This is a genomic window from Thalassobacillus sp. B23F22_16, assembly GCF_043496955.1.
Lineage (GTDB): Bacteria > Bacillota > Bacilli > Bacillales > Halobacillaceae > Thalassobacillus > Thalassobacillus devorans_A.
Genome location: NZ_JBIEKD010000020.1, coordinates 24,648 through 38,262, shown reverse-complemented (window position 1 = coordinate 38,262; position 13,615 = coordinate 24,648). Strand labels below are relative to the sequence as shown.

General features: G+C 43.3%; 13 protein-coding genes and 1 riboswitch. Of the genes, 8 read left to right on the top strand and 5 right to left on the bottom strand.

What is annotated here, in order from left to right; all coding sequences use genetic code 11:
• Positions 1-255: 255 nt before the first annotated feature.
• Both ACGTNI_RS14885 and ACGTNI_RS14880 read right to left on the bottom strand, forming a co-directional pair.
• Positions 256-1,290 (bottom strand): ribonucleotide-diphosphate reductase subunit beta, encoded by a 1,035-nt coding sequence (locus ACGTNI_RS14885; RefSeq protein ID WP_394463585.1) that lies wholly within the window; start codon positions 1,288-1,290, stop codon positions 256-258.
• 12 nt (positions 1,291-1,302) lie between these two features.
• Positions 1,303-3,522 (bottom strand): ribonucleoside-diphosphate reductase subunit alpha, encoded by a 2,220-nt coding sequence (locus tag ACGTNI_RS14880; protein ID WP_394463584.1) that lies wholly within the window; start codon positions 3,520-3,522, stop codon positions 1,303-1,305.
• A 133-nt stretch (positions 3,523-3,655) separates the two neighbouring features.
• A riboswitch (cobalamin riboswitch) is annotated at positions 3,656-3,834 on the bottom strand.
• 149 nt (positions 3,835-3,983) lie between these two features.
• Here ACGTNI_RS14880 and ACGTNI_RS14875 point away from each other — a divergent pair.
• Together ACGTNI_RS14875 and ACGTNI_RS14870 are read left to right on the top strand one after the other, a co-directional pair.
• Positions 3,984-4,679: a class I SAM-dependent methyltransferase gene (locus ACGTNI_RS14875; protein ID WP_394463583.1), complete on the top strand. Its 696-nt coding sequence runs from the start codon at positions 3,984-3,986 to the stop codon at positions 4,677-4,679.
• Positions 4,680-4,732: 53 nt separating this feature from the next.
• Positions 4,733-5,155 carry a pyridoxamine 5'-phosphate oxidase family protein gene (locus ACGTNI_RS14870; RefSeq protein ID WP_394463582.1) on the top strand — a complete coding sequence of 141 codons (423 nt, stop codon included), beginning with the start codon at positions 4,733-4,735 and terminating at the stop codon, positions 5,153-5,155.
• Between the two features lie 57 nt (positions 5,156-5,212).
• Here the strand turns inward: ACGTNI_RS14870 and ACGTNI_RS14865 are convergent, their stop codons facing one another.
• Both ACGTNI_RS14865 and ACGTNI_RS14860 read right to left on the bottom strand, forming a co-directional pair.
• Positions 5,213-5,521, bottom strand: a complete 309-nt coding sequence (locus ACGTNI_RS14865) for an ArsR/SmtB family transcription factor (protein WP_139823694.1) — start codon at positions 5,519-5,521, stop codon at positions 5,213-5,215.
• Positions 5,514-6,428 carry a cation diffusion facilitator family transporter gene (locus tag ACGTNI_RS14860; RefSeq protein ID WP_394463581.1) on the bottom strand — a complete coding sequence of 305 codons (915 nt, stop codon included), beginning with the start codon at positions 6,426-6,428 and terminating at the stop codon, positions 5,514-5,516. Before ACGTNI_RS14860 ends, ACGTNI_RS14865 begins: the two co-directional genes overlap by 8 nt.
• Positions 6,429-6,624: 196 nt before the next feature.
• On the opposite strand from ACGTNI_RS14860, the gene ACGTNI_RS14855 reads away from it, so the two are divergent.
• Complete coding sequence (locus tag ACGTNI_RS14855; RefSeq protein ID WP_254901669.1) at positions 6,625-6,894, top strand: hypothetical protein; 270 nt, start codon at positions 6,625-6,627, stop codon at positions 6,892-6,894.
• Here ACGTNI_RS14855 and ACGTNI_RS14850 read toward each other — a convergent pair.
• Complete coding sequence (locus ACGTNI_RS14850) at positions 6,891-8,276, bottom strand: DUF2254 domain-containing protein (protein WP_394463580.1); 1,386 nt, start codon at positions 8,274-8,276, stop codon at positions 6,891-6,893. The genes ACGTNI_RS14855 and ACGTNI_RS14850 overlap by 4 nt on opposite strands.
• A 145-nt stretch (positions 8,277-8,421) precedes the next feature.
• On the opposite strand from ACGTNI_RS14850, the gene ACGTNI_RS14845 reads away from it, so the two are divergent.
• The 5 genes from ACGTNI_RS14845 to ACGTNI_RS14825 all read left to right on the top strand — a co-directional run bounded on the left by ACGTNI_RS14845 (position 8,422) and on the right by ACGTNI_RS14825 (position 13,604).
• A complete protein-coding gene (locus tag ACGTNI_RS14845) occupies positions 8,422-8,868 on the top strand; it encodes a GNAT family N-acetyltransferase (protein ID WP_394463579.1) in 447 nt (148 codons plus the stop codon).
• Between the two features lie 95 nt (positions 8,869-8,963).
• Entirely contained in the window at positions 8,964-10,418 is a 1,455-nt protein-coding gene (locus ACGTNI_RS14840) for an aldehyde dehydrogenase family protein (protein WP_394463578.1), read from the top strand.
• Between the two features lie 380 nt (positions 10,419-10,798).
• Complete coding sequence (locus ACGTNI_RS14835; protein WP_085505032.1) at positions 10,799-11,008, top strand: zinc ribbon domain-containing protein; 210 nt, start codon at positions 10,799-10,801, stop codon at positions 11,006-11,008.
• Positions 11,009-11,127: 119 nt separating this feature from the next.
• Positions 11,128-12,873, top strand: a complete 1,746-nt coding sequence (locus ACGTNI_RS14830; RefSeq protein ID WP_085505033.1) for a sensor histidine kinase — start codon at positions 11,128-11,130, stop codon at positions 12,871-12,873.
• Positions 12,870-13,604, top strand: coding sequence for a LytR/AlgR family response regulator transcription factor (locus ACGTNI_RS14825; RefSeq protein WP_394463577.1), 735 nt, complete (start codon positions 12,870-12,872; stop codon positions 13,602-13,604). The genes ACGTNI_RS14830 and ACGTNI_RS14825 overlap by 4 nt, the downstream gene beginning before the upstream one ends.
• Positions 13,605-13,615: the final 11 nt, after the last annotated feature.

Sequence of the window (13,615 nt, the reverse complement as noted above, 5' to 3'; positions counted from 1 at the left end):
ATGAAGCGAAATCAGCTTAGATCAGCTTATTAAATGAGACAATAGAGCTGTAAATGAGATAGTATCCAAAGTATATGAGACAAAAAAGAAAATAAGAGAGACACTATCGGAATTATAATAGACAAATTTCAAAATAAATGAGACACCCCAACGCTTTATGAGAAATAAATTGCGTATATGAGACATCTGCATGTTTGTGAAAAAAAGCCTCCGCTACTGCAATATTAGCGGAGGCCTCTTCATGCCCTAATATGTCTAGAGTTCATCAAATCCATTATCCTCGGACACTTTCGTATACTGCCTGGATTTCTGTTCGAAAAAATCAGATTTACCTTCATCAACTTCCTGGTAGGCACGGATCCATTTCAACGGATTCTTATCATAGCCTTCAAAGGGTTTGCCGGCACCTAGTTGACGGCTGCGTTTATTAGCCATGAATTTAATATAGTCTTCTAACTCCGGCATCGTGATGCCAGGGAAGTTGTCGCCAATAATATAACGTCCCCATTTAATTTCAAGCTCTGCCGCTTCACGGAAAGTCTTCTCCACAAATCCACGATAATGAGAAGCATCAAGCTCTGGGTTTTCTTTCAATGTTTCCTTAAAAATATTTGCGAACAGCGTGACATGAAGCTGTTCGTCCCGGTTGATATAGTTAATCATCGTACTGGTAGAAACCATTTTGCCGTTTCGGGCCAGGTTATAAAAGAAAGAGAACCCTGCGTAAAAGAACAGGCCTTCCAGGACGACATCATAAACGATGGACTCTAAGAAAGTTTCTGGTGACGGATTTTCTGCGAATGACTCGTATCCTCTTGTAATAAATTCATTCCGTTCTTTCAATACTTCATCATGCTTCCAGTACTCGAATATGGCTTCCTGTTCGCGCTGATCGACGAGGGAAGACAGGACATAAGAGTAAGACTGATTGTGGACCACTTCCTGGAATGAAAGCACCTGCATCAAGGCAGCAAGGCTCGAATCAGTTAAATAATCAGCTATTTTACTGGAGTAGTCCGTTTGTATGGAATCAAGAAAAGCGAGCAGACCAATAATTTTCTTGAACGTGTCTTGTTCCTGGTCTGACAGTGTGTACCATTGCTTGATGTCATTGCTCATGTTGATTTCATTAGGTATCCAGAAGTTCGCCAGCATATTCTTATACATCGGGTACGCCCAGGGAAAACGTACATCATCCCAGTTCAGCACATTGGAGCTATTCCCGTTAATAATCCCGGTAGATGCATTAGGCGCTTCGTGGTCCACCAATTTTCTTTCCTGTAACTTCATGAATATTCCTCCTTAAGATGAACAGCTGTCACATTCAAAATTATCCTGGCTCGAAGTGGAACGGGTGTAATAAGTGGTTTTCAAGCCGCTTTTCCACGCATGTACATGTAAATCGAGTAGTTCTTTCGCTTTGATGGTATTTTTGACATAAAAATTGAACGAGATAGATTGGTCGATATACCTTTGTCTGGCGCTGTTCTGCTCGATGCTGGTGTGCTGGTCGATTTCATGTGCAGCCTTGTAATACCAATAGGTTTCTGATGATAAATCAGGAGCTGTGACAGGGATTCTGAAGTCCTTTTTCTCTTCCGAATAAAACTTTTTGAATATCGGGTCGATACTGGCTGTACTCCCGGCAATCAAGGATGTGCTGGAATTCGGTGCTACCGCCATCATATACCCGTTTCGGACTCCGTTTTCTGAGACTTGATTTATAAGCTTGTCCCAACTTTCGTTTCGGTTTAAATTACGTTTCGCGAAAAATTCGCCGGTTTCCCAATCCGATCCCTGGAATGAGGGGTAGGCGCCTTTTTCCTTAGCCAATTCCATACTGGCCTGAATCGTATGGTAGGCGATTTCTTCATAAACTTTATGCGTATACTGGACAGCTTCTTCTGATTCCCATTTGATATGCTTACGAGCAAGCAGGTGAGCCCAGCCAAAGGTGCCTAACCCGATACCGCGATACTTTTGGTTCGTCAATTGCGCCTGCATGACTGGGATTGTATTTTGATCGATCACATTATCAAGCATCCGGACCTGGATAGATATTAACCGCTCCAATACATTGGCTGGCACTGCTTTTCCAAGGTTGATGCTTGATAGATTACAAACAACAAAATCCCCAGGATCCCGAACGATATGCAGCTTCCCATCCTTCACATAGTGCTCTTCTTCTATCGTAGGAGACTGATTTTGGGTTATTTCCGTACAGAGGTTGCTGCAGTAGACCATGCCTTCATGACGATTCGGGTTCATCCGGTTGACTTCATCACGGTAAAACATATAGGGTGTACCAGTCTCTAATTGGCTGACCATAATTTTTTTCATGATTTCGATTGCCGGGATGGACTGCTTGGATAAGTCTGGGTGGTCGATGCATGCCTGGTATTTTTCCCTGAAGGAGCCGGCTCCCTTTTCTTCATCATAAAGATCCTCCAGGGAAAAGCCCATGACCCGTCTGACCTCGTGTGGGTCGAATAAATACCAGTCATCCCTTGCTTCAACCGCTTCCATAAAAACATCCGGTATACAAACGCCGGAAAATAAATCGTGGGTGCGCTGCCGTTCGTCACCGTTATTCAGGCGTGCGTCTAAAAAGGAAAGGATGTCTTTGTGCCATACGTCGAGATAGACAGCTATTGCTCCCTGGCGCTGACCGAGCTGATCGACGCTCACTGCCGTATTATTCAATTGTTTCATCCAGGGAAGGACGCCGGATGAGACTCCTTTAAAGCCTTTAATATCACTTCCACGGCTTCTGATTTTCCCAAGGTAGACGCCGATGCCGCCACCATGTTTACTTAAGTTGGCAATATCTGTGTTACTATCAAAGATAGATTGTAAGCTGTCATCAATCGTATCGATAAAGCACGAGCTCAGCTGACCATAACTTTTTCCCGCATTAGCCAGGGTTGGAGTCGCGACGGTCATATACAAGTTGCTGAGGGCCCAATAGGCTTCTTTGATCAGGCTGATGCGTTTCGTTTTTGGTTCCTTTTCCATCAAGGTCATGGCAATGATCATGAATCGTTCCTGAGGCAGTTCGTATAATCTGCCTTGTTTGTCTTTAGCCAGGTAGCGGTCATGGAGGGTTTTTAATCCGATATAGGTAAACAGCTTATCCCGATCAGGGCATATGGCAGCCTCCAGTTCTTCCATTTCTGCTACAGTATAAACGGTTAATAAGTCAGCATGATAGATTCCTTCGTCTATCAGATGACTGATCATGTGACGAAATCCCTGGTAAGGGCGAGAATGAGTGCGATTGGTACAACTTTCTTCGTACATTTGTTCCAGCTGTAATTCTGCAGCAACATAAGTCCAATCCGGTGCTTCTTCGTCAATCAAAGCCAGGCATGCTAAAATCAGCTGTTGGGTTTGTTCCTGACCATTTGATGTATTGGGTTGGGTGTCTTTCAGTTGATTCAGGTCTAAATGGGGAAAGCGGTGACTGACTTTATTCAGCCAGTCCGTCCAGTTGGTTTCTTTATGGGTAAAAGTTGCTTCCATGGTTCCACTCCTTTAAAAAGAATAAAAAAACCCGCTCGATTTGAGCGGATGAAACCATGGAATAATGAGGCCGTACAGAGAAGAAGGCTGTCTTATTCCATCGTTTCATCTTCTCAATCCCCGAAGAAGTAGAAACTTCCTGCGAATAGTGACAGGTCTCCTGACTTGTGCTTCGTTCTATTCCGGTCCTTCCCATGCTCATCATGCACAGTGGAAATCCGTTTCGTCAGCACTTACAGTTGCGGGGGCAGTTCTGGATTTGCACCAGATTCCCTATTAAGCCTTGTGGCATCCGCTATTCGCTAATACAATATATTGTGTTTTGTTGTAGTTTTGTTGGCTTATCTTGTGTTTCAATGATAACGAAGGAAAAAGAATGTTGCAACAACTTTTCTAAAAAAGGAATTTTCGATAGACAGTCGAAGACTAGGAAGAGGCGTGCAGACAGGAGGATAATTGTGATGAAAAATAATAATTTTGAATGGCATAAAGAAGTCGAGCGGCAGTGGGATGGCCGGGCAGACTTTTGGAATGAAAACAGTAAAACGATGTGGGATGAAGGAAGCCGTAAGACAATCATTCCTTTTCTACAGAAGCATATCAAACCCGAATCCTCCATTGCGGACATCGGCTGTGGGGATGGCTATGGGTCCTGCAAATTGCATGAAGCAGGCTACAAGGTGACTGGCATTGATATCTCGGCGGAAATGATTGAGCGTGCGAAACGCCAGCTGGAGGGCGAGGAATTAACGTTCAGACGGGGGGATCTGGCTGGACTGGATGTGGAAGATGAAAGCTATGATGCCATCATGGCCATCAATTGTCTGGAATGGACAGAGGTCCCGGCAGATGCCCTGAAAGAAATGAAGCGTATCTTGCGGCCTGGTGGGAAAATGTGTATCGGGGTACTAGGACCTACCGCTGCCCCTCGTAAAAATAGTTATCGCCGTTTATACGGGGAAGATGTCATATGTAACACGATGATGCCGTGGGAATTCGAGGCGATGGCCCAGGAAATGGGGTTAAAGGTACTGGACGGCCACGGCGTCTATAAGCGTGGAGTCACAGATATACAGCTGAAAAATCTCTCGGAAGATCTACAGCAGGCGCTTACTTTCATGTGGGTATTCATGCTGGAAAAATATTTCTGTGTTTAACTTTCTTTTCCTTAAGGAAAGCTATGTAAAAAAAGGAAGGTGTTATTTCACAGATGAATAACCAAGAACTGAAAGATAAAGTATTGCAGGTACTTGAGAATAATAAAGTCGGTACCCTTGCCTCGGTCAAAAATAATCGGCCGCACTCCCGCTATATGACTTTTTTTAATGAAGAGCTGATATTGTATACACCAACAAGTAAGGATACGCACAAGGCAGAAGAAATCGACGAGAATCCTTACGTCCATATACTGATTGGTTATGAAGGAGAAGGCTTTGGTGATGCCTACCTTGAAATAGAAGGGAAGGCAGAAATCAAAGAGGATGAAAGTCTGAAAAAACAGCATTGGAACGAATATATGGAAAAATGGTTCCAAGGGCCGGATGACCCGAATTATATCATTCTTAAAATCACTCCAGAGCAGATCAGACTGATGAATAAAGGAGATACTACTCCTCAAACGTTAGAGCTGTAAAACAAAACCGCGCCGAGGCATATTGCCCGGGCGCGGTTTTCACTTGGCCAAGTTTTTCTAATGGTGCAAGGCGTGCTGGATGGTTTCGTGGAGCACATTCAATACATGCTCATCATCATGGGAATAATAAATGGAAGTTCCTTCACGTCTGAATTTCACAAGCCGCAGGTTTTTCAAGAAACGCAGCTGATGGGAAACTGTCGATTGACGCAAGTGAAGCTGTTCCGCTATTTCATTGACACTGTATTCCCGGTTGAATAATAAGTTTAAAATTCTGATTCTGGTAGGATCGGCAAGCGCCTTGAATGTTTGCGAAACAAGAAATAATGTTTCTTCATCAAGGTCCGTATAACGGGAATCATCCATGCTGCAGTCCCCCTTCCTCTTCGTCATGCCCCATTACGGAGCAATGCTCATCTTCATATTCAATTTCTACCGTAATATGATCAAGGTGGATAGGTTCTAGTATTTCCTTTACTTGTTCTTTTATGGTGCAAACTTGATCCTTGGTAGCATGTTCAGATACTACAATATGGGTCGAGAACGCGTGATGTTCCCCATCCAGAGACCACAAATGGGTGTGGTGAGTCGACTGGACGTTCGGCAACCGGTTCATTCTATTTATGATATCCTCATAATCAATATTTTCTGGGACCCCTTCTAAAAATAGTTTCATGGTTTTGAACAAGTTTTTGACTACGTTATAAAGTATGAACACAGTGATACCAATGGAGGCAATAGGATCAAGAATCGGCGCATCAAAAAAGTACATGACGATACTGACGGCTAAAACAGCTGCCCAGCCTAATACATCTTCAAGCAAGTGCCAGGTCATTACTTTGGAATTCATCGATTCTCCGCCCCGAAGACGAAAAACTGCAGCGCCATTGACGATGATCCCTAATATAGCCAGGATGATCATCCCGCCGGCATCGGGCTGTTCCGGATTCAACAACCGAGGCACCGCTTCCGTTAAAATGAAGACCGACCCGACGATCAACACGATACTATTGATCAATGCAGCCAGCAGGGAAAAGCGTTTATACCCGAAAGAAAAGTCTTTTGTTTTTCCTTTCTTGGAGTATTTCTGCAAAAACCAGGCAAGACCCAGGGATAATGAATCTCCTAAATCATGTAAAGCATCAGATAAAATAGCCATACTATTTGTCAAAATTCCGCCAATGATTTCAATGATAGTAAAAGTGAAATTTAAAAAGAAAGCAATTTTAATATTTCCTGTTGTGTGGTCGTGATGATGATGGTGATGGGACATTTTTCTCCCTCATTTCTTTCCTTATGTGTTTATATGATTATATGTTCATATATATTATGCTATGTAACATGATGAAGAATGTCAACCAGGTTATCACTGTTTTTTAAGTTGAAAAACAGTAAGCCTGATAATAATCGAAAAATGCGCTACAATATACAAAACTGTGAATATTTTTGGAGGTGGACCATTGATAGCTGTGCAGCCCTATATTGATACCGTGCGGAAAGTTGATCTCGATGGACAGCGTTATGTAGATACACATCACCAGCTGATTTTGACCGATACAGAAATCAAATCCCGGGATTACCGATTTGCTTTGGAAAATGTATTTGATATCTCTTACCGTCCTGTAAGGGAAGAGGTGGGGTTGTTATATTTACACACCAATCAGGGAGTGTTTACTTATAGAATAGCCACTCCCCCTGATCAGTTTATCGTTGCCTGTAAAAAAGTTATTGGGTGTTAAGAGTCTGTTGGATTTATATTTAGCAGCCGGCGCTCCACGCCATAATAATCCATCTCGTGGTTAGTCATCAAAGCAAGATCATATAATTTATCCAATAAATATTTCCGGTCCATATCATAAATGAATTGGGAACTGATATGGTCAACCGTGTTACTGGCGAAATGCCATAACTGGTCATGCTTAGAGGCGTCTATCGATTGCGAAACCAAAGTCAACGCTACAATGATTTCAGTTATGATCGGATAGTTTTTATCGGCATAATGCCGAATATAACCAAACCCGCGGTAAAGATAATAATTGAAATCTTCCGAATCCATGATGATCCTTACTTGTTTAACTTCATCCGCCAAATAAGGAGAAAAAGTGATGTAGCCTTCTACCGATACTAGCAGGTCTGCCATTTGATGAATCGTGTTGATGGCTGTTTTGGGGTCATTATTCCCGAGGCCTTTCACACCAACTTCAGCAAGTTTGGTCATACCCATCTTGATATCCTGAATTTCTGTTTCTTTATGACCGATTTCGATTAAACTTCTGTACACTTCTTCATCGATTTTGTCTTTGCCTGGTCCCCAATAAGAAAAAAGGCGATTATGCCGGATAGTAAAATCACCGACTTTCACATGTAATTTCACAATAATGTTATCTCTTTTCGCCTGTTCGATAATTTCTTTGAAATGAATCAGCTGGATATACCCCGGTTTAGGAGACGTCACAATGACTTCCTGACTTCTATAATCTTCATATATATTCCCGGGTTCATTTGTCCGGTATTCCTCTAGTTCATTACGGAGAGAGTCTTTAATGATTTCTTTTGATTCATTATTCATTGTCCAGGTAATATTATGCACCTGCATCCAGGTGGTGGCATGGTTGATAAAGAATATGAAGACCATGACAGTGATAAATGCAAGCACTACAGTGGTGCTTGGAATAGCTACATAAAATTCATTTTGCTGGCCGGTGACGAACAGGAATACAACGAGCACGTAGACAAAGCTGCCGTGGAATATACCCAGTACATGCTGTGTCTTTTTATCAGCGACAAAGTTCAACAGCATACGGGGAGAAAACTGGCCGCTGAAAGTGGTTAGCACAACCAGCACAGAGTTCAACGTGAAGGCACTTAAAGTAAGAATACCCCCGATAAGAGCTCCCAACAGGGTTTGGGTTGCCTGTGCTCTGGCATGGAAAACGGGGTGGACGTAGTGTGCCAGATTTAATTGATGATCCAATATGAGCGTCACTGCTACGAGCAGGAGTGAAGAAACAACGTAAATAATTGGCATGAACCATAATGTTTTCTGCAATTCATGCCGCCGCTGCTGCGGGGACATTTGTAAGTACTTCTGTAAATCTAATGGTAATAGCTTACTAAACAAAGGTTTACCCTCCCTTTGGCATTATAAAAATTTAACAATAAAGAAATTCCCTTCCAATAAAACGCTGAAACTAATAAATGGCATTGTTTTCTAGTTTCTGATAATCGCATTCTTATTATTCAGTAATACGTTAGGAGTGAGCACTATGGAGTGGAATCAGCAATCGTTTCAACAATTATCTAATCAGAAGTTATACCAGATCCTTCAATTGCGAGTAGAGGTTTTTGTAGTAGAGCAGGAATGTGCTTATCCGGAATTAGATGGCCATGATGAATCTTCCACACATCTATGGCTGGAAAGTAATAACGATATCGTTGCTTATTGCCGTCTTGTTCCCGCTGGTGATAAATATCCGTATATCTCCATTGGCCGGGTGGTTGTTAACCCGTCATACCGCAGTCAAGGATATGCTCGCCAGCTGATGGATAAAGCAATTGAGGTAATCCAGACACAAGGAAACGCAACAGAAATATTTCTGCAGGGACAAGAGCATCTTCGTCATTTCTACGGCTCCTTTGGTTTTGAAGAAATATCCGAGGTCTATATGGATGATGGTATTCCTCATGTTGACATGCTTTTGAAGCTTGATTGACCCTGCAGATATCTTCTTTGAGCATTCCATTTGTTTGAAAACTGTTTCAAGGTGGAAAATAGGAATGTATTATAAAATACTGGAGGTATCCAATCATGAGCCAAGAAAACTTTACAAAGCAATATATCAACGGAGAATGGATTGAAGGCTCAAGTGAGAAAAAGGTAGAAAATATAAACCCTTATACAGAAGAAGTGATCGGTGTCATTCCTTCTGCCAATGCAGCGGATTTAGATAAAGCCTATAAAGGTGCAAAGCAGGCACAAAAAGAATGGGAGAAACTGCTCCCCGCAGAAAAGCAAGCTTATTTTGAAAAACTCGTCCAGGTGATGGACAACCGAAAAGAAGAAATTATCGACTGGCTGATCAAGGAATCAGGCAGTACGAGAATCAAGTCTGAAATTGAATTTCAGGCAGCCAGAGGAATCGTGAAGGAGTCTGTGTCCTTCCCGACACGGATGACAGGGACCATCTTACCTTCCAATACACCTGGCAAGGAAAACCGTGTCTACCGTAAACCGAAAGGAGTGGTCGGAGTCATCGGACCATGGAACTTCCCATTCCATTTGGCCCTGCGCTCGATAGCTCCTGCGATAGCTACCGGTAATTCTGTGGTGGTCAAGCCGGCATCGGATGCACCTGTGACAGCTGGTCTTCTGATCGCTGATTTATTTGAAGAAGCAGGATTTCCGGCTGGCGTACTAAATGTGGTTGTAGGCCGAGGATCTGAAATCGGCGATGATTTCTTGACGCATCCGATTCCAAAAGTGTTCTCGTTTACCGGGTCTACCGAGGTAGGAAGCCATATCGGCGAACTGGCAGGAAAGCATATAAAAGAAACGACGCTCGAACTTGGCGGTAACAACGTCATGATTGTACTGGAAGATGCGGATATCGATAAAGCTGTAGAAGCAGCGGCATTCGGCAAGTACTTGCATCAAGGACAAATCTGTATGGCGATCAACCGCGTCATCGTCCATGAACAAGTCCATGATAAATTCGTCAAAGCATTCAAGGAGAAAGTAGAAAGCTTGAAGGCTGGTGATCCTTTTGAGGAGGATACTGTTATCGGCCCATTAATCAACAGGGACCAGGTAGAACGCATCCAAAAGGATATGGAAGAAAGTATCCAGCAAGGAGCCAGGAAATTGGTCGATGGAGATGTGGAAGGTAACCTGATGGATCCGATTGTCTTAACAGATGTTACGAATGATATGCCGATTGCAAGCAATGAAATTTTCGGGCCAGTCATGCCAATCATTCAGGTGAAGGATGAAGAACAGGCAGTCCGGATGGCCAATGGTACGCCTTATGGTCTTAGTGGATCGGTATTTACAGAGGACCGCCATCGCGGCGTGCAAATCGCTGACCAGATTGAAACAGGCATGATCCACGTCAATGATCAATCCGTAAATGACGAGGCTCATGTGGCATTCGGCGGGGAGAAAGACTCTGGTGTCGGCCGCTTCAATGGTCAGTGGGCAATCGATAAGTTCACCACGGAAAAATGGATCAGTGTTCAAAATGAATACCGGCAATTTCCATTTTAATTAGCAAAGGAGGGGGCAACCCCTCCTTTTTTAATGGCTATGTAAAATCACCATGTTGATTTTACAGAAAAGTTCTCTTTACTTGAAGGCTCAGTTTCGAGACGTTAGGTAGTAATTATGGTGGCTGGGAAAACGGATCGCTTTCCGTGGGCATGTGGTGAGCTTCCTCAGGCTTCGCCTTGCGGGATCTCACCGCTCATGTTCATCCCACTGGAGTCTCACCGTCTTCCCCGCGGAAAGCGAATCCTTCCCCAACGCCCCTAAACTCTCACAATCATCTCGAAATCAAGTCTTCGACTTTTCGGGCCTTTAATTGAATGAAACTTTTCTTTCTCTGAATCGTATGACATAACAGTATGATTTTCGAGGAGGAATTCATAATGAAAACAGGTGAAGGCTGTATCAAATGCGGAAGTACGGACGCGGCTACGAAAGATGTAGCAATGACAGGGTCAGGGTTATCGAAAATGATGGATCTTCAGCACAATAAATTCACAGTTGTTTACTGCAAAAACTGTGGCTACTCTGAGTTTTATAATAAGAAAGCATCTGCTGCGGGAAATATTATAGATTTCTTTTTTGGTGGATAGGTAATCGTTCAGGCCGGCTCATATGCCGGTTTTTTTATGCTCGGAGTTTTCCTTTTGCATGAGAAACCCCTGGGCATGCTACACTAACAGATAGTTGAAAACAGAGAGGAACAGACAGCATGTTTGAACTTTTATTACCGATGCTGGAGCGGTTAGGGATTATTGTTACCGTCGCTTTCATCATAACGCGTTTCCGTTTTTTCCGTGAATTAATGGATAAAAAGGCGATCACCCTTCGTCAGCAAGCTGCCGCTATTTTGTTTTTTGGATTATTCGGTATAATCGGCACCTATACAGGCATCACCTTTGATGCAGAATCTACTGAATTCGGCAGGTGGGCAACGGATTTAGCGGAGACAGAAGCGATTGCCAACTCCCGCGTGATCGGAATTATTACAGCCGGGTTGCTGGGCGGGTATAAAATCGGAATAGGTGCCGGGCTGATTGCCGGGCTCCACCGCTATTCTCTCGGTGGGTTTACTGCCCTTGCCTGTGGCATTTCCGCTATCATAGCGGGAATATTAAGTGGCTTTTTTCATAAAAAGAAAAAGCCGCTAAAATTAAAAACTGCTTTGATCGTAGGGTCGCTTGCAGAGACGGTACAGATGGGTGTCATCCTGGCTATTTCCAAACCGGCACCCAGAGCTTTTGCGCTTGTAGAAGAAATCGGAGTTCCAATGATTGTGGCCAATGGTGTAGGGTCTGCTCTATTTTTACTGATCATCCGAAATGTTTTGAATGAAGAGCAGCGCGCCGGAGCTGTCCAGGCACAAAAAGCTTTGCAGTTGGCGGAATCCACGATCTCCTATTTAAGAAAAGGATTGAATCAGCATTCCGCAGAGCAAGTGTGCCGTATTATATACAGGGAAGTCGATGTCAGCGCGATCGCCATCACGAATAAGGAAAAGATTTTAGCTCATGTTGGTCTGGCGGATGACCATCATCAGGCTTATCACAGTATCCAGACAGAAGCGACAAGGAAAGTGATTGAACGAGGAGAAATGATTGTGGCTGAACAGGAGGCGATCCATTGTAATGTTAAAGGTTGTCCGCTTCGAACGGCAGTGATTGCCCCGTTGAAAAAACGCAAGGAAGTGGTTGGTACGCTGAAATTTTATGTGCAATCCGAAAAACAAGTGACCAACGTTATGCTTGAACTCGTTCAGGGATTAAGCGCTTTACTTAGTCAACAGCTGGAAATTGCCGATGCTGAAAAAGCACGTCAACTGGCTAAGGAAGCTGAAGTAAAGGCGCTCCAAGCACAAATCAATCCTCACTTTCTGTTCAACTCATTAAACGTGATCGTATCCTTAATTCGTTCAGAACCTGATCGGGCCAGATCCTTATTGATTGCGTTGTCTAAATTTTTTCGCCAAAACCTTGGAGCTACGACAAAAAGCTGGACGACCCTCGAAGAGGAATTAAAACATGTAAAAGCTTATTTATTAATAGAAGAAACCAGGTTCGTCGATAAACTCCATGTAACTTATAATGTGGATCCAAATGCTTTAACCGTTTCAATTGCACCATTGACGCTACAGCCTTTAGTGGAAAATTGTGTGAAGCATGGACTAAGTGATAAGGATAATGATTGTGAAATTATGATGACCATCTCGAAGTCAGGGAAAGGAACACAAATTACCATCCAGGATAATGGCAAAGGAATCGCTCCTGCACTGATTGGAACTTTAGGAGTGCAAAAAATTGATTCCGATAAAGGTACAGGAATCGGACTTTATAATGTGAACCGTCGCTTGATTCAAATGTATGGAGATTCATCACGATTGAACATTTCGAGCGAACCGGGAAGTGGGACCAGGATTTCATTTTGGCTTCCAGAGACAGGAAAGGAAGAAACATCATGAGCAAAAAAATCACAGCATTAGTGGTAGATGATGAACGTTTCAGCCGTGAAGAGCTGAAATATTTATTGAAAAAGCAGGAAAATGTAGAAGTGGCCGGAGAAGCGGAATCGGGGGAAAGTGCTGTAATGAAAGCTGTCCAGCTCCAGCCGGATGTCGTATTTTTAGATGTAGAGATGCCCCGTACGAACGGGATGGAGGTGGCTGCATCCCTAAAAGAATTGAAGCATCCGCCTCGCATCGTTTTTGCTACCGCTTATCCGGATTTTGCGGTCGAGGCATTTCGTTATGAAGCATTAGATTACCTGTTAAAACCGTTTGAGGAAGAGCAAGTGGCTGAATCGGTCAAACGCCTGGTGAAATCCTTAGGCAGGGAACCTTCTTTGGCTGCTCCTTCTAAGTCTCCATCAAAGCTGGCAGTAGAAGGAGAGGATGAGATCTTTTATTTAGATCCTGCCAGGATATGCTATGTTTACCGGGATGATCGTACCACCAAAATCGTTGAAAAAGAAAAAGTGTATGAAACAAAACTTCCATTAAAAGAAATCGAACAGCGGTTGAAGCTGTATTCTTTTTACCGGATTCATAAGAGCTACTTAGTCAATCTACAGTTTGTGGAGCGTCTCGTGCCATGGTTCAACGGGGCTTATCAATTAGTGCTTCAGGGCAGGGAGGAGCAATTATCTGTCAGCCGCAACTATGTAAAAGGGTTGCGGGAGCTGCTGGAGCTGTAAAACTGGTGCAT

Excerpts from the sequence above, each read along its gene's own strand:
- ACGTNI_RS14885 (WP_394463585.1), bottom strand. The coding sequence starts at position 1,290 with ATGAAGTTACAGGAAAGAAAATTGGTGGACCACGAAGCGCCTAATGCA.
- ACGTNI_RS14880 (WP_394463584.1), bottom strand. The coding sequence starts at position 3,522 with ATGGAAGCAACTTTTACCCATAAAGAAACCAACTGGACGGACTGGCTG.
- ACGTNI_RS14875 (WP_394463583.1), top strand. The coding sequence starts at position 3,984 with ATGAAAAATAATAATTTTGAATGGCATAAAGAAGTCGAGCGGCAGTGG.
- ACGTNI_RS14870 (WP_394463582.1), top strand. The coding sequence starts at position 4,733 with ATGAATAACCAAGAACTGAAAGATAAAGTATTGCAGGTACTTGAGAAT.
- ACGTNI_RS14865 (WP_139823694.1), bottom strand. The coding sequence starts at position 5,521 with ATGGATGATTCCCGTTATACGGACCTTGATGAAGAAACATTATTTCTT.
- ACGTNI_RS14860 (WP_394463581.1), bottom strand. The coding sequence starts at position 6,428 with ATGTCCCATCACCATCATCATCACGACCACACAACAGGAAATATTAAA.
- ACGTNI_RS14845 (WP_394463579.1), top strand. The coding sequence starts at position 8,422 with ATGGAGTGGAATCAGCAATCGTTTCAACAATTATCTAATCAGAAGTTA.
- ACGTNI_RS14840 (WP_394463578.1), top strand. The coding sequence starts at position 8,964 with ATGAGCCAAGAAAACTTTACAAAGCAATATATCAACGGAGAATGGATT.
- ACGTNI_RS14835 (WP_085505032.1), top strand. The coding sequence starts at position 10,799 with ATGAAAACAGGTGAAGGCTGTATCAAATGCGGAAGTACGGACGCGGCT.
- ACGTNI_RS14830 (WP_085505033.1), top strand. The coding sequence starts at position 11,128 with ATGTTTGAACTTTTATTACCGATGCTGGAGCGGTTAGGGATTATTGTT.
- ACGTNI_RS14825 (WP_394463577.1), top strand. The coding sequence starts at position 12,870 with ATGAGCAAAAAAATCACAGCATTAGTGGTAGATGATGAACGTTTCAGC.